We start from the raw sequence: 16,366 nt of genomic DNA, 5'->3' as shown, positions 1-16,366 counted from the left end.
CCTAATTAAAAGTTGCGCAAAGGTAGAAAAAACAAGTACAATACCTCATAATGAGACGTTAAATGTAAACTTAAATGCCACATTGTCGTCAATTTGTGGTAAATGATAAGCCCCATATCTGTAAGTAAAACTAACGCCAAAACCGAACAATAGTTTGTTAAGCTCAAAACCAGACTCGGTATAGCCTTTTTTTAGGGAGTTAAACGAGATGTTTTGATGCCTTTCGGGGTTTTTCATATGGCCAATAGCGTAGCGGGTAATTAAAACCAATTGGGGTTTAAAGCGCTCTGAAATATGAAAAGGTTTTAAATAGTGCTTAAATTGAAGTGTTGCAAACTTATCTGAAAAAAACTCGTTAAAATACATGGTTTCAAAACTATTTAAACCCGCAACCGAGAAGCGCTGTAAAATGGTTTCTTTATTAATGTTGTTGGGGTAGGCGTGGTATAAATGTGTAAGCGGTGTATTGCCATTGGCAATTCCCGAAACTAGTGTAATTTCAGAAAAGTGATCATCTTCAATGCCAAATTTGTAAAATGTTCTAAAATCGAACTTTGAAAAATTAAAGTTGCTTTTAAAAACATCTTTGAAGTTTTTAGTATACTGAAGGGTGAATACAGGATAACCTTTCTGGGTAGTTTTAATCCCTTGTTCTGAAGTTGATATTTTGTTGAACGGCCTCCAATTAAGTGCAATTTTTCCAAGGCTCAAATCAAAAGAATTGATTGGATTACCGCCTAACAAATAACTGTACTTGTACGTAGGTAGAATATTACTCACAGAAAACTCGGCTTCTGTAAGCAGTTTGGCGTTTATTTCATGCTCAATTGATAGTGATTTTGTTATGTGGCGGTGAAACAAATCGATATTTAACAAACGGGGTTCAAAAAACTGAAAAAAACGACCATCAGTCAAAAATTTTGTACTCCCCGTTTCTTGTAAGTCGTCGGTGTAAGATAAGTTAATCCAACTATTTGTTTTTTTAGACACTCTAAATCCCGCACCAAAGCTGTATTTAAAACGGTGGTCTCTAAACCCATAAACGGTGTATGCATTCAACCGGTATTTTTGGGAGAAAGTCTCGTTGGTTTCGCCCCCAAGACCTGTACGCACACCTTCATATTGATTGTATTTTATTAAATACCTTAAGTCGGCGTTAAAGTACTTGGTTGGGAAATAGCCATTGCCAATACTTTTTAAAAGTGCTCTTTTTTTTATGGAATCTTGTTGCGGATGTCTCCCCATTTGGTATTGCGACTGAGATTGCGCTATGGTTGAAACACATATTACAATAAAAAAAACAAAGCGCTCGAGCATTGAAAAAACCAAATAAATTATAATGGATAAAAAAAGCGACTTTAATGTCGCCCTTAATTTATACTGTCATGATTTCTTTTTCTTTGTGGTCAAAGAGTTCATCAACTTTCTTAACGTAATTGTCAGTTAATTGTTGCACGTCAATTTCAGCATTACTTTTTACGTCTTCAGAAACATCGTCTTGTTTTTTGATGTCGTTCATGGCATCTTTTCTAGCTGTTCTAACACTTACCTTGGCATCTTCGGCCTCGGCTTTTGCTTGTTTAGCTAAAGTGAGTCTGCGTTCTTCGGTTAGTGGTGGTACATTGATGATTATGGTTTCACCATTATTCATTGGGTTAAAGCCTAGGTTTGCATAAGCAATACCGCGTTCAATTTCTTGTAGCATGCTTTTTTCCCATGGTTGTACAGTAATGGTTCTGCCATCGGGGGTATTAACATTGGCTACTTGGTTTAAAGGTGTTTGCGTGCCGTAGTAATCTACCATTACACTACCTAACATAGCAGGGCTTGCTTTACCCGCTCTAATATTGACAAATTGTTTTTTTAGATGGACAATAGCGTTGTCCATTGCCTCTTTTGTGCTATCTAATATAAATTGTATGTCTTCGTTCATTGTATAAGCTTTTATATGAAACTTAAATATTCAAAAATTACGCCAAAATTAAACGTTAACCACAGTACCGATATTTTCACCGGAAACCACTTTAAGGAGGTTTCCTTTTTTGTTCATATCGAATACTATTATAGGTAATTTGTTTTCTTGACTTAAGGTAAAGGCTGTAGTGTCCATTACCTTCAGGCCTTTGCTCAACACGTCATCGAAGGATATAGAGTTGAACTTAACTGCACTGGTGTCTTTTTCTGGGTCTGCATTATAAATACCATCAACACGTGTTCCTTTTAAGATAACATCGGCTTCAACTTCGATAGCTCGTAAAACGGCAGCCGAATCGGTTGTAAAATAAGGGTTTCCTGTTCCACCACCAAAAATAACTACACGCCCTTTTTCAAGGTGCCGCATGGCTTTTCTTCTAATAAACGGCTCGGCAACTTCATTTATTTTTATGGCAGTTTGTAGCCTTGTTGGTATACCGGTATCTTCTAAAGCACCTTGCAATGCTAAACCATTTATTACTGTTGCCAACATGCCCATGTGATCACCTTGCACACGATCCATGCCTTTACTGGCTCCAGCAACACCTCTAAAAATATTCCCACCACCAATAACTATGGCTACTTCAATACCTTTATCGGTAATGGTTTTTATGTCTTGAGCATATTCTGCCAAACGCTCTGGATCAATACCGTATTGGCGGTTTCCCATTAAGGCTTCGCCCGATAATTTAAGGAGTATTCTTTTGTATTTCATTTAGTCCGTTTAATGAAGTTGTGCAAAACTAAGCAATTTTTTTTTCATTTGAATTTTTAGATATACTGAAATTGGACAATTTTTTATGTTACAAAACACGTTAAATTACACAAAAAAGCCACCATCCTAAAATAGAATGGTGGCTTTTATTATTTGAGACTCCTTTTTTTAAAGGAATTTATTATCCTACTGTAGCGCGTTTAAATCCTGAGATTTCAACTTCTCCATAAGAAGAAACGTATTCAGCAACAGTTTTCTTTTCATCCTTGATGAATTTTTGATCTAGTAAACATTGTTCTTGATCTAGAGTGGTGTTGTCTGAAATGAAACGCTCCATTTTTCCTGGTAATATTTTATCCCAGATTTTTTCTGGCTTACCTTCAGCTTGTAATTGCGCTTTAGCATCTTCTTCAGCTTTAGCCAATACTTCAGGTGTTAACTGCGACATAGAAATGTATTGAGGCACGTTTTTAAGTGTTTTTCCTAAACGTCCTAATTCAATATTGTCTTTTTCTATAACAGCTATTCTAGCTTCAGTTTCTTTAGCAACGTACTCTGGGTCAAAATCTTTGTAAGACAACGTAGTGGCTCCCATTGAAGCAACTTGCATAGCGATATCTTTTACCAAAACATCAGCGTTATCAACTTTAGCGGTTAACCCTACTAAAGCAGCAATTTTGTTAATGTGTACATATTGCCCAACGTAAGGTGCTTCTAGTTTTTCAAAAGCGGTGATGTCTAGTTTTTCGCCAATAACACCGGTTTGCTCAGTTAGTTTATCAGCAACAGTCATACCATCAAAATCTGCAGCTAAAAAGGCTTCTTTAGTATCATAGTTTAATGCTACTTCTGCCAATTGGTTAGCAAGCGCCAAGAAGTTTTCGTTTTTACCAACAAAGTCGGTTTCACAACCTAAAACGATAGCGACACCAGCAGTCTCGTCTGCGTTTATTTTGGCAACAGCTGCACCTTCAGAAGATTCTCTGTCGGCTCTTTTTTCTGCTACTTTTTGTCCTTTTTTACGCAACACTTCGATAGCTTTATCGAAATCGCCCTCAGCTTCAACTAGAGCCTTTTTGCAATCCATCATACCGGCACCGGTAGCTTGTCTTAATTTATTTACTTCAGCTGCTGTAACTTTTACTGTAGTACTCATAATAAATATAATTTAAAAAAGTCGTTCAATTTATTTCTTCAAAGAAAAGAATCAAACGACTTAATCATGTTTTGTTAATGTTATTTTATTCTTCTTCTTCCGCAACTGCTTTTTTAGCTGTTGCTTTTTTAGCTTTAGGAGCGTCTTTATCAGCTGCCGAAGCTTCTTTTTCTGCTTTACGTTCTGCCAAGCCTGTTGCTACTGCAGAAGTTACGTGAGATAAGATTTTATCTATTGATTTAGAAGCATCATCATTTGCAGGGATAACATAGTCAACTTGACGTGGGTCTGAGTTGGTATCTACCATTGCAAAAATAGGAATGTTTAATTTTTGAGCCTCTTTAATCGCGATATGCTCACGCTTAATATCTACAACAAACAATGCACCTGGTAAGCGCGTCATGTCGCTAATAGAACCCAAGTTTTTCTCTAACTTGGCTCTTAAACGGTCTACTTGTAAACGCTCTTTTTTAGATAATGTGTTGAAAGTACCGTCTTTCTTCATTCTATCGATTGAAGCCATTTTTTTAACAGCTTTTCTAATAGTAACGAAGTTTGTTAACATACCGCCAGGCCATCTTTCTGTAATGTAGGGCATGTTAATTTCTCCAGCTTTTTCAGCAACAATATCTTTTGCTTGTTTTTTTGTTGCAACGAATAAAATTTTACGTCCTGAAGCTGCAATTTTAGCTAGTGCTGCTCCGGCCTCATCAATCTTAGCCGCTGTTTTATATAGGTTAATGATATGGATGCCGTTACGCTCCATATATACGTAAGGTGCCATGTTTGGATCCCACTTACGTGTAAGGTGTCCAAAGTGTACACCTGCTTCTAGTAATTCTTTTACTTCTACTGCCATTTTTGTAATAGTTTACGTTCTGTTGAATTAGCAATGTTCCATTTGGCTTTCGCTCTTGGCTTCATTTAGATGCTAAACTAAGTCCTGTTTTTAAACTAGGAACAACAATAACTGTTTTTTAATTTGTTTACAGAAATTTAAGTTTAATGTTATTTCGATTGGTTTCTTAGTAACAAACAAAATAAATTTCAAAATGATATTAACGTTTAGAGAACTGGAATTTCTTACGAGCTTTCTTCTGTCCGTATTTCTTACGTTCTACCATTCTTGGATCTCTTGTTAACAACCCTTCTGGTTTAAGAATACCTCTGTTTTCGCCATCTACCTCGCACATAGCACGAGAAATAGCTAAACGTACAGCTTCAGCCTGTCCTGTAATACCACCTCCATTTACATTTACGGTAATATCAAAGTTGCTATCATTGTTAGTCAAAGCTAAAGGTTGCTTTACTTTGTACTGTAAGGTAGCTGTAGTAAAGTAGTTAGCTAAGTCTTTTTTGTTAATCGTTATGTTCCCTTTTCCTGGGGCAACATAAGCGCGAGCAACAGCCGTTTTTCTACGGCCAATTTTGTGAATTACTTCCATTAATTAAATTCGTTTAAGTTAATTGCTTTTGGTTTTTGAGCAGCATGAGCATGCTCTGAACCAACAACAACTGTTAGATTACGGAATAAATCTGCTCCTAATTTGTTTTTAGGCAACATTCCTTTTACTGATTTTTCTACTACTCTTGCAGGATCTTTACCGTACAATTCGGTAGCAGTTAAACTTTTTTGACCTCCAGGATATCCAGTGTGACGAATGTACGTTTTGTCGTTCCATTTGTTACCAGATAACGTGATTTTGTCGGCATTGATAACAATTACGTTATCGCCACAATCTACATGAGGTGTGAAGTTTGGCTTGTGCTTACCTCTTAAAAGTTTTGCAACTTTAGAAGCTAAACGACCAAGCGCTTGACCTTCAGCATCAACCAAAACCCACTCTTTATTTACAGTAGCTTTGTTTGCTGAAATCGTTTTGTAGCTTAATGTGTCCACACTAATGATTTTTTAATTATTAAACATTCCTCTCTCAAAAAGAGTTTGCAAATTTACGATTATATATTTGATTACCAAATAGTGAAGACAGATTATTTCAGATTAAAAATGAAGTCTTAAATAGCTGTTTGTTAAATATCTAATTTATTGCTTTTTTGGTTAATGGTAGATTTGGCGTTTGGGTTTTAAATTCGTTTTGCCCTAGGTTTTAAATTAGTGAGTTCGGCTATTTTTACTGGTTCGCCCGATTCTATGCTTTTTGTGGCCGCAATTCCAATAAGTACCGACATGGCGCCGTCTCTTATGCCTGCAGATCTGCCGTAAGGGTCGGCCATATTTGGATTAGCAAATATTTTTTCGTGCAGCCTTTTGTCGCCGCCACCATGGCCGCTACGTTCCATGCCAACTTCAATGGTTTTAAAATCGTTCCAAAGGTTGTGGATAATAATAGGTTCGTATTGCAGTTCTTCTTTTGAAGTTTGTTCCATTTCCTTTCTGTGCATTTCGGCTTGATTTACATTTGTATTTTCATGGTAAGGAATATGCAGCCAAGCTTCAATACGGCCTTTGGTGCCGTTAAATGCAACGCGCCATCCTTCAAAAGGTGAATAGGTTGTAAGTGAATAGTTAAGCGTTACATTGTTTTCGTATTTTACTTGTGCCGACATTTTATCGTAAATATTAATTTCTTTTCGAAATAAACAATTGTCTCTAATGTAGCCGTCGTGTTTTTCATTTTTTACATACAAATCCATAAGGCGCTTGTTTTCGGTAATATCCCAATAAAAATCACATTCTTTTTTGTAATCGCAAGACCTACAATTAGGTCCCGAAAAAGTGTTGTTATTGCCATAGTGCTCTAAATCGCCATATGCAAATACTTCGTGAGGATCTGAGTCTATCCACCAATTAAGTAAATCGAAATGGTGCGTAGCCTTATGTACCCAAAGTGTACCACTGTCTTCTCTTTGGCCATGCCATCTTCTAAAATAGGATGCACCGTGGTAGGTGTTTAAATACCAGTTAAAGTCTACAGAGGTAAGTTTACCAATACTGTTCTTGGCAAGAAGTTCCTTTATTTTAGTATTGTATGGACTCCATCTGTAATTAAAACCAACAATCAAATTTTTATTTGAACGCCTTTCGGCATCAATAATAGCCTGGCATTTAGTCTCGTCGGTAGTAAGTGGTTTTTCGGTAAGCACGTCACAACCCATGTCCAAACCTTCAATGATAAATTCGTGGTGGTTCGAGTCCTTAGTGGTTACAATTACTAAATCAGGTTTGGTTTGCTGCACCATTTTCTCAAAATCCAGAAAAGTTGGACAATTGACGCCCATGTACGATTGGGCATATTCAAGGCGCCCAGGGTTGTTGTCGCAAAGCCCCACAAATTCCAATATTTCAGAAAATTGATCAACCAAACGTTTTCCCCAAAAGCTCGTGCCGCGAATACCTGTTCCCACTAATACTATTTTTAGCTTTTCATTTTTTGTACTAAAACTAAATGCAGAAATAGGCAAAGCCATACCGGCGGCAAGAAGGCTGATGGATGATAAAAATTGTCGTCTAGAGTTGTTCATAATGTAATGTCGTTTTTATTAGTTGGTCTTTATAAATATAGTTTAAATTATTGAATCTCGAACGAGTCATTTTTTTGTGCAGAGTCTATCTAGTTTTAGTTTTTAACTATTGATTTTTAAATAAATACAAAGGGCTTTGCTATTTGGAATAATTCTAACGTATTGAAAATAAGAGTTTATTTTTAATTACTTTTGCAGCGCTATGCAAGAGTTACAACTTTCAGATTGGTTGCCTACCACAAACAAAGAGGTAAATATTCGCGGATGGGATGCATTAGATGTTATCCTGTTTAGCGGTGATGCTTATGTAGACCACCCTTCTTTTGGACCAGCGGTTATTGGTCGTATTTTAGAAAGTTTAGGGTTGCGGGTGGCTATAGTACCCCAGCCTAATGTTAATGATAATCTTCAGGATTTTACAAAACTGGGACGCCCAAAACTGTTTTTTGGTATTACGGGAGGTTGCATGGACCCCATGGTGAGTAACTATAACGCCAATAAGAAACGCCGAAACAAAGATGCATACACACCAAATGGTGATATAGGATTTAGACCTGATTATGCGACAACCGTTTATTCAAATATTTTAAAGGAAAAATGGCCAGATGTGCCCGTTTTAATAGGTGGCATTGAAGCCTCGTTACGTCGTGTAACCCATTACGATTATTGGAGCGACAAGTTGATGCCAACTATATTAGAATCCTCAAAAGCCGATATGTTGGTTTATGGTATGGGTGAACAGCCGTTGCGTGAAATTGTTCGTTTGTTGTTAAAGGGGGTGCCGTTTGAAAGCTTGAATACCATTAGCCAAACTGCTGTTTTAGTTAAAAAGGGTGAAAAAATTCCTAAAAACAGTAATTGGGAAGATGTTGAAATCGTATCACACGAAACTTGTTTGGCCGATAAAAAGGCTTATGCTTCTAATTTTAAAATTATTGAGCAAGAATCAAATAAATTGGAGGCGCGACGTATTTTTCAAAAAGTAGGCGATAAAACTTTGATGATTAATCCGCCATACCCAACGATGACAGAGGAAGAAATTGATGCGTCATTCGATTTGCCATATACTCGCTTACCCCATCCAAAATATAATAAGCGTGGGCCAATTCCGGCTTTCGAAATGATTAAATTCTCGATAAACATCCACCGAGGTTGTTTTGGTGGGTGTAGTTTTTGTACCATTTCGGCACATCAAGGTAAATTTATTGCATCCCGTAGTCAGGAATCTGTTTTAAAGGAAGTGGACACGGTAGCCAATATGCCAGATTTTAAAGGCTATTTAAGCGATATAGGTGGGCCAAGTGCGAATATGTATAAAATGAAGGGAAAGGTGCAAGAAATATGCGATAGGTGTGTAGCACCTAGTTGTATTTCACCGGTAATTTGCAGCAACCTTGACACATCACACAAACCATTAACAGATTTGTACCAGGCTGTTGATAGCCATCCAAAAGTTAAAAAGTCGTTTATAGGAAGTGGTATCCGCCACGATATGTTGGTACCTGAATTCAACAAGAATGCAGATGCCAAAGAGTTGGACGATTACACCGAAGAGGTGATGACCAAGCACGTATCTGGTAGGTTGAAAGTGGCGCCCGAACACACGAGCGACCCGGTGTTAAAATTAATGCGAAAACCATCCTTTTCATATTTTCATAAGTTTAAAGAGCGTTTTGATAAGATTAATATCAAGAAGAACTTAAACCTTCAGCTTATACCCTATTTTATTTCCAACCATCCAGCTTGTGAAGCTGAAGACATGGCAAACCTTGCGGCCGAAACCAAAGATATGGGCTTTCAGTTAGAGCAAGTACAAGGCTTTACGCCAACACCTATGACGGTAGCCACGGTTATTTATTACAGTGGTTACCACCCATACACCCTTCAAGAAGTTAAAACACCAAAAACTAGGAAAGAGAAGGACGAGCAGCATCGATTTTTCTTTTGGTACAAAGACGAGAACAAAGCGTGGATTAAAAAAACGCTCAATAAATTAGGGCGTCAAGATTTGCTAAAAAAGCTTCTGCCCGAGAATGAAAATTGGCGCAAGAACAAACCCGGTAAGCCCAAGCATACATTCAATGATTCGGTGCCTTTTAACCAAAGGAAGAATAAGGCCAAGTTTCGAAGCAAGAAGAAGCGAAAATAGTTATTGATAGCAATAAGAGTTTGAAATTTTAATTATTCTACTTTAAATCACTCCGATATAAATTGTTTATAATGCGCATAACGCTCAAAAATTTGGTTAACGTAGTTATAAGGCTCAATGCCTCGTACATAACCGTAATTTACTACTGGGTCGTTATAGTTTTTTGGATTGCTTAAAGCTAAAATGATATCCTCAACATTATCATCCCAAAGTTCGGGTTTTAAGCCTTTTTTTACGGCTAATTTTTGTGCGTCTTTTACGTGGTAAAGTCCGCAATTATAAGCGGCCATTGTAAATTTTTTGCGTTGAACCGAATCGGTAACCGTTTCAAATTTTTTCCAAAGTTGCTTTAAATAAGTAGTGCCGCCTCTAATGCTTTGCTCTGGGTCTGCTCTGTCGGTGATATTAAGTTCTTTTGCTGTTTTTGGCATGATTTGCATTAAGCCTTTGGCATTGGCCCAAGAACTATCATCGGGCTTAAAACGCGATTCTTGATAAATTAGAGAGGCTATTAAACGCCAATCCCAACCTAAGGTTTTAGAATGTGCTTTTATGATGTCGTCGTACGGACTGATTTCTTCATTGTTTAAACTATAAAAATCACTTTTTATACGACGCCTAAAATTCTTTTTGTTTTTAAAGTACTTGTTGTAGATGACATTGTAATCCACCTTTTTTTTCATTTCTTCTAACCAAAGGTTTATGGAGTTTAATAATTCAGGTGAATTTTTTCGTGTGGCCCAGGCAATACGTTGCGAAAAGCTTACGGGTACATCGACATCTAAAATGGGGTAGTACGATGCCATAATACTTGCTATATTTTTATCGGCAATGGTGTGTTTAATATGTCCTACAGCAATTTCTTTAATAATTTCATCGGTGGCCATTTCGCCCGGTAGGCTTTTAATATGAATTTTACCACCCAATTCTTCCGAAAGGTTTAGAATACGCTCTTTGTAAGACGATTTATCACGAATATAAACCGTGTCGTTTATAAGCTCAATGGCATCGTGTATTAGCGCATTTTCTAGTTTTTTCCAATGCATGTTTCGCCAATTATCGGGTTTTTTCTGAACCAAAACCTGTTTTGTTAGGTAGAGGTAGTTTGAAAATGAAACTGAAGCTTGCCGATTTCCAGTAATGGTTAGGCCATGGGCAATAATATCGCCTTCGCCATTATTTAGCATTGTAATGAGGTTATTGATATCATCGGCAACGATAATTTCAAGTTCTAAATCTAAGTAATCTGCCAAGCGTTGCAAGAGTTCGTATTCATACCCCATGGGTTTACCACGATATAAAAAATAACTTGTGCCGCTGTAAACGGTTAGTGCCTTGAGTTTGCCGTCTTCTTTTATGGTTTTTAGGTCTCTTTTTAAAACAGGTTTATTAGCAGCTTTGTTGTTGCTTGCGGATGACTTTTCGCAGCTTTGAAAAAGCAAACAGCTAGAAATAAATATAAATAAGGGTATTAAAAAACAAAAAAAGGATAGAGGTCGTTGTTTTTTTAGCATAGAATAGTTTTAATTCTATAATATACTAAAAATTATAAACTTTCACTTTTTTGCAATTGGGAGCGGTTAATGTGCTTCTAGCCAATTGTTTCCAGTGCCTAAATCGACATCTAGAGGCACCTCCAGCTTATAGGCATTTTCCATTTCTGTTTTTACTAGTTTTTTAATGTCTTCCAACTCTGGTTTATACACGTCAAACACCAATTCGTCATGTACCTGTAATAACATTTTGGTTTTATAACCGCCTTCGATTAATTTTTTAAAAATATTAATCATGGCAATTTTAATAATATCAGCAGCACTTCCTTGAATGGGGGCGTTTACTGCGTTACGTTCTGCTGCACCGCGAACTACAGCGTTTCTGGAGTTAATGTCTTTTAAATAGCGACGACGCCCTAATACGGTTTGTACATACCCGTGGTCGCGCGCAAAATCCACCTGTTTGCTGATGTAGTTTTTAAGCTTGGGATAGGTGTCGTAATACGTGTCAATCAATTCTTTAGATTCGCTTCTTGATAATGTGGTTTGATTACTCAATCCAAAAGCGGAAACCCCATAAATGATTCCGAAATTAACAGTTTTTGCGTTGCTACGTTGCTCGCGCGTGACTTCAGAAATAGGCACGTTAAACACTTTAGAAGCCGTAGAAGCGTGAATATCCTCGCCGTGCTTAAAGGCCTCAATCATGGTTTCTTCCTCGCTCAAGGCCGCTATGATACGCAGTTCAATTTGGCTATAATCGGCAGCCAATAGTGTGTACTCTTCATTTCTGGGAATAAAAGCTTTTCTAACCTGTCGCCCGCGTTCTGTTCTTATCGGGATATTTTGCAAGTTGGGGTTGTTGCTGCTCAAACGTCCCGTAGCGGCAACGGTTTGCATGTAATCGGTATGGATGCGTTTGGTTTCTGGGTTTACCTGAAGCGGCAACGCATCAACATAGGTGCTTTTTAGTTTGGATAGCCCTCTAAAATCTAAAATATTCTGAATGATTTCGTGGTCTTTGGCCAAGTAGCTTAACACGTCTTCGGCGGTTGAATATTGCCCCGTTTTGGTCTTTTTGGGTTTGTCTACCAATTTCATTTTTTCAAATAGAATAACGCCTAATTGCTTTGGTGATGCAATGTTGAATTCTTCGCCAGCAGCCTCGTAAATTTGTTTTTCAAGAGTTGCGATATCGTTGTTTAGTTGTTCGGATAGTGAATTCAGAAAGTCTTTATCTAAATTAATGCCTTCCAATTCCATAGCCGATAAAACGCGTAACAACGGAATTTCAATATCGTCAAAAAGGGTTTGGGTATTGGCTTCGCCCAATTCATTTTGAAAATGTTCTTTAAGTTGAAGGGTGATGTCGGCATCTTCAACGGCGTACTCCGTTTGTTGTTCCAATGGCACATCACGCATCGATTTTTGGTTTTTTCCTTTTTTACCAATTAAAGTTTCTATGGAAATGGGCGTATAGTTTAAATAGGTTTCGGCCAATACGTCCATGTTATGACGCATATCCGGGTTGATGAGGTAGTGGGCCAACATAGTATCGAACAGTTTGCCTTTTACCGCAATGTTGTATTTGGCCAACACTTTGATGTCGTATTTTAAATTTTGGCCAATTTTCTCAATGCTTTCATTTTCAAAAAACGGACGCAGCTGTTCGATTAGTTCTTGAGCCTCGTTTTTATCTTCTGGAAACGGCACATAAAAGCCTTTGCCGGTCTCCCATGAAAAGGCTATGCCGACTAATTCTGCAAGGAGTGGATTTATATCGGTGGTTTCGGTATCAAAGCACACCGAAGTTTGGTTCATTAAATTTTTGATGAATAACTTAGTTGCCATGCCCGAAGCGACACTTTGGTAAAAATGTGAAGTGGTTTCAGCTGTTTTTCGCGTGTATTCGGAAGTTGTTTCCGAAGTTTTGGCTTCTCCGTTATTTCCAAAAAGCGAAAATTGCCCCGCACCTGCGGTTGTCGATTTTTTTGGTGTTGGCTTGTTTTCTTTTTTGGTTTCTGTAACAGTAGCTTTGGCTTCTTCTTCAGGGGCAAAGGTTTTAAGGAAATTTTCTGTAAGCCTTCTAAATTCCAACTCCTGAAAAATGTGTTTTACAGCGTCAATGTCAGGTTCCGACATTTCAAAATCGGTTTCGTCAAATTCCACCGGAACGTCGAGCATAATGCGTGCCAATTTCTTTGAGAGTAAGCCCAATTCTTGGTTAGCCTCTACTTTTTCTTTCATTTTGCCTTTTAGCTGTTCAATGTTTTCAAAAAGACCTTCCATACTACCATAAGCTTTCAGAAACTTTTTGGCAGTTTTTTCGCCAACGCCCGGCAGTCCGGGAATATTGTCGCTGGAGTCGCCCATCATACCTAAAAAGTCAATAACCTGCTCGGGGCGTTCTACCTCAAACTTTTTCTGCACTTCTGCAATGCCCCAAGTTTCGTAACCACCGCCAAACGATTTTGGACGGTACATAAAAATATTTTCAGAAACCAATTGTGCAAAATCTTTGTCGGGCGTTACCATAAACGTTTGGTAGCCTTGCTTTTCGGCCTGTTTCGAGAGGGTTCCAATAACATCATCGGCCTCAAAACCCTCCTTAACCATTATAGGGATGTGCATGGCTTTTAAAATATCCTGAATGTAAGGCACGGCCACTTTTATGGCTTCGGGGGTTTCGTCGCGGTTGGCTTTGTATTCTTCGAACATTTCAACACGATCGGCACTGCCGCCCTTATCAAAACACACGGCCAAATGGTCTGGACGTTCACGTTTAATAACATCCAAGAGGGAATTCATAAACCCCATGATAGCCGAGGTATCGACGCCTTTGCTGTTAATTCTTGGGTTTTTGATAAAAGCGTAATAGCCACGGAAAATTAAAGCGTAGGCATCTACTAAAAATAAGCGTTTTTGTGCTGACATGAATTGTGTTTTGAAAGAAACGTAAAACTACGAAAAGTTATGCTTAAAACGGAATTTATAAACGCACGGATTCATAACCCTTTAAATTTTAAACTCTTAACAATTAGTTAAATAAATTACTGGATTATTTATTGGCCAATATTACTGTTATCTTTGATTAAAAAAGGAAACATGCTTCGGTGGATTTTATTTATACTCTTTTATGCAGTTATTGTGTTTTACGGGTTTCAGGCCTTAAGAACCATAACCAAAAGTGCTTGGTTGCAATATCTGTTTATTGTTTTAGCGGTAATTGTGGCGGGCAATTTTATAATTCAGTTTACGGTATATTCCGAAGGGCGGGTTCTCAACCCGGCAAAAAGCTATGCCTTTGGGTTTTTGTTGGCTTTTATATCATTGGGTTTAGGATTGATTCCTTTGCTTTTAGGTGAAGATATTATTCGGGTTATTTACGGACTTTACGATAAACTTGTGACCAAAAATGATGGTTTTTACATGGCTTCGCGCCGAAAATTTATAAGCCAAATTGCCTTAGGTGTTGCTGCAATTCCGTTCGCCTCGTTACTGTACGGTATGTATAAAGGAAAGTACCGATTTAGGGTTTTAAAATATACTCTGCATTTTAAAGATTTGCCAGAAGCATTTGATGGTTATAAAATCACACAAATCAGCGACATTCATTCGGGTAGTTTTGATAATAGAGAAAAAATTCAATACGGTGTTAATCTCATTAATGAGCAAAAGGCAGATGCTATCTTCTTTACAGGTGATATGGTGAATAACAAATCGGCAGAAATGTTGCCGTGGAAGGATTTGTTCGGTACATTGAAAGCAAAAGATGGTGTGTTTTCTATTTTAGGAAACCACGATTATGGCGATTATGTAAATTGGCCATCAAAAGAAGCAAAGGCACAAAATTTAAACGACTTGAAACTACTGCAAAAAGATATGGGTTTCGATCTGTTGCTTAATGAAAGTCGCTACATTGAAAAAAACGGCCAAAAAATAGCTGTTGTTGGTGTTGAAAACTGGGGGCGTGGCGGATTTAAAAAGGTGGGAGATTTAAAGAAAGCCACAGAACGTATTGATGCCAACGATTTTAAAATACTGCTAAGTCATGATCCGTCGCATTGGGAAGACCAAGTGATTAACGACGACATGCACTACCATTTAACCTTAAGCGGACATACTCATGGTATGCAGTTTGGTATTGAAATTCCAGGATGGGTAAAGTGGAGTCCAGCAAAATGGCGTTACAAGTATTGGGCCGGTATTTACAAAGAAATGGACCAATACATTAACGTTAACAGAGGTTTTGGTTATTTAGGATACCCTGGCCGTGTTGGTATATGGCCAGAAATAACCGTAATAGAATTAAAAAAAGACTCTAGTGATGCATAATTACACAGAAATGTTATTTTTATTACGGAATTTCCTATCTTTATAATTAGACCTAGCGAACCTATCTTATGATTTTATTTAAAGTATAAAAAAATTATGTAGGTTTGTTAAGTACATTTGATTAATAAACAACAAAGTATGTCTAAATTTGGTGAACTCATCGATGTCAATATTCCGGTACTTCTAGATTTTTATTCGGAATTAGACAAGCAATCGAGCGAAATGCACGTCATTTTAAGAGATGTTGCTGCTGCTTTGGGCGACAAAGCTAAAGTTATTAAAATTGATGTTGAAAAAAACCGAGAACTTGCCGAAGCCCTGCGCGTTAAAACTTTACCAACACTTATTATTTACAAAGATGGTGAAATGAAATGGCGCCAGAGTGGCGATCAAGAAACCAATACTTTAATAGGTATTGTGAATGAGTACGTCTAAAATTTAAGGGATTTAAAGCTATATCCTTTTTGGGAGAAAAAATCGAGCACTTTAGGCAATGCAAATTGCATGTTTTTTGAGGCTTTTACACTATCATGAAAAACCACAATGCTGCCTTCTGTGGCTTTATAAATCACATTGTCTAAGCACGCTTCAGGTGTAATGTTTGTGTCCCAGTCAAACGAAATGACATCCCACATAATAATTTTATAACCAGCATCAATAAGTTTTTGTCCCTGTTTTGGTTTTATTTTACCATAGGGAGGCCGGAATAGTTTTTTTGTAGACGGTTGATGATTAACAATTAACGGTTTTTGTAAATCTATGATTTTTTGGGCTTCATCGACTTCAGCTATATACGCATCTGTTTTAGAATTCCAACCCTTTAAGTGGTTTTGCGTATGATTTCCAACCGAATGGCCTTGTTCTATAATGCCTTTAAGAATTTTAGGATGTTTTTCAACGTTATTGCCTATGCAAAAAAATGTAGCTTTGGCGTTATATTGTTTTAAAACATTTAAAGTCCAATTGGTGATTTCGGGTGTCGGGCCATCATCAAAAGTTAAGTAAATGTTTTTTTTGGTATTTGGAACATCCCAAACATAATTCGGAAACATTTTTTTTGC

Annotated in this window: 14 protein-coding genes; 3 read left to right on the top strand and 11 right to left on the bottom strand. The window is 37.5% G+C overall.

The window, feature by feature from the left end; all coding sequences use genetic code 11:
- Positions 1–45 precede the first annotated feature (45 nt).
- From GSB9_01894 to GSB9_01887, 8 genes are all read right to left on the bottom strand, one after another.
- Complete coding sequence (locus GSB9_01894; GenBank protein ID UKM65330.2) at positions 46–1,329, bottom strand: hypothetical protein; 1,284 nt, start codon at positions 1,327–1,329, stop codon at positions 46–48.
- A gap of 46 nt (positions 1,330–1,375) precedes the next feature.
- Positions 1,376–1,933, bottom strand: coding sequence for a ribosome recycling factor (frr, locus tag GSB9_01893; protein UKM65329.1), 558 nt, complete (start codon positions 1,931–1,933; stop codon positions 1,376–1,378).
- Positions 1,934–1,981: 48 nt separating this feature from the next.
- The gene (gene pyrH / locus GSB9_01892; protein ID UKM65328.1) at positions 1,982–2,689 is read right to left on the bottom strand and encodes a UMP kinase; all 708 of its coding nucleotides are present in this window, start codon (positions 2,687–2,689) and stop codon (positions 1,982–1,984) included.
- A gap of 181 nt (positions 2,690–2,870) precedes the next feature.
- Positions 2,871–3,845 (bottom strand): translation elongation factor Ts, encoded by a 975-nt coding sequence (tsf, locus tag GSB9_01891; GenBank protein ID UKM65327.1) that lies wholly within the window; start codon positions 3,843–3,845, stop codon positions 2,871–2,873.
- An 85-nt stretch (positions 3,846–3,930) separates the two neighbouring features.
- Positions 3,931–4,704, bottom strand: a complete 774-nt coding sequence (gene rpsB, locus GSB9_01890) for a 30S ribosomal protein S2 (GenBank protein UKM65326.1) — start codon at positions 4,702–4,704, stop codon at positions 3,931–3,933.
- Positions 4,705–4,903: 199 nt separating this feature from the next.
- Entirely contained in the window at positions 4,904–5,290 is a 387-nt protein-coding gene (gene rpsI / locus GSB9_01889; GenBank protein UKM65325.1) for a 30S ribosomal protein S9, read from the bottom strand.
- Positions 5,290–5,745 carry a 50S ribosomal protein L13 gene (gene rplM, locus GSB9_01888; protein ID UKM65324.1) on the bottom strand — a complete coding sequence of 152 codons (456 nt, stop codon included), beginning with the start codon at positions 5,743–5,745 and terminating at the stop codon, positions 5,290–5,292. The genes rpsI and rplM overlap by 1 nt, the downstream gene beginning before the upstream one ends.
- A 185-nt stretch (positions 5,746–5,930) precedes the next feature.
- On the bottom strand, positions 5,931–7,328 hold the full coding sequence (locus GSB9_01887) for a Gfo/Idh/MocA family oxidoreductase (GenBank protein ID UKM65323.1): 1,398 nt from the start codon (positions 7,326–7,328) through the stop codon (positions 5,931–5,933).
- A gap of 202 nt (positions 7,329–7,530) precedes the next feature.
- Here GSB9_01887 and GSB9_01886 point away from each other — a divergent pair, with 202 nt between their 5' ends.
- Positions 7,531–9,477: a YgiQ family radical SAM protein gene (locus GSB9_01886; GenBank protein UKM65322.1), complete on the top strand. Its 1,947-nt coding sequence runs from the start codon at positions 7,531–7,533 to the stop codon at positions 9,475–9,477.
- 47 nt (positions 9,478–9,524) lie between these two features.
- On the opposite strand, the gene GSB9_01885 is transcribed toward GSB9_01886, so the two are convergent.
- Positions 9,525–10,919 carry a transporter substrate-binding domain-containing protein gene (locus GSB9_01885; GenBank protein UKM65321.2) on the bottom strand — a complete coding sequence of 465 codons (1,395 nt, stop codon included), beginning with the start codon at positions 10,917–10,919 and terminating at the stop codon, positions 9,525–9,527.
- Positions 10,920–11,057: 138 nt separating this feature from the next.
- A complete protein-coding gene (gene polA, locus GSB9_01884; protein UKM65320.1) occupies positions 11,058–13,904 on the bottom strand; it encodes a DNA polymerase I in 2,847 nt (948 codons plus the stop codon).
- Between the two features lie 171 nt (positions 13,905–14,075).
- Here polA and GSB9_01883 point away from each other — a divergent pair, with 171 nt between their 5' ends.
- Both GSB9_01883 and GSB9_01882 read left to right on the top strand, forming a co-directional pair.
- The gene (locus GSB9_01883) at positions 14,076–15,305 is read left to right on the top strand and encodes a metallophosphoesterase (protein UKM65319.1); all 1,230 of its coding nucleotides are present in this window, start codon (positions 14,076–14,078) and stop codon (positions 15,303–15,305) included.
- A gap of 138 nt (positions 15,306–15,443) precedes the next feature.
- Positions 15,444–15,740 (top strand): thioredoxin family protein, encoded by a 297-nt coding sequence (locus GSB9_01882; GenBank protein UKM65318.1) that lies wholly within the window; start codon positions 15,444–15,446, stop codon positions 15,738–15,740.
- Here the strand turns inward: GSB9_01882 and GSB9_01881 are convergent.
- Positions 15,737–16,357, bottom strand: coding sequence for a polysaccharide deacetylase family protein (locus tag GSB9_01881; GenBank protein ID UKM65317.2), 621 nt, complete (start codon positions 16,355–16,357; stop codon positions 15,737–15,739). The two genes, GSB9_01882 and GSB9_01881, sit on opposite strands and share 4 nt — an antisense overlap.
- Positions 16,358–16,366: the final 9 nt, after the last annotated feature.

The sequence above is a fragment of the Flavobacteriaceae bacterium GSB9 genome, assembly GCA_022749295.1.
In the GTDB taxonomy this organism is placed as follows: domain Bacteria; phylum Bacteroidota; class Bacteroidia; order Flavobacteriales; family Flavobacteriaceae; genus Flavisericum.
This window is presented reverse-complemented; position numbering and strand designations above follow the sequence as displayed.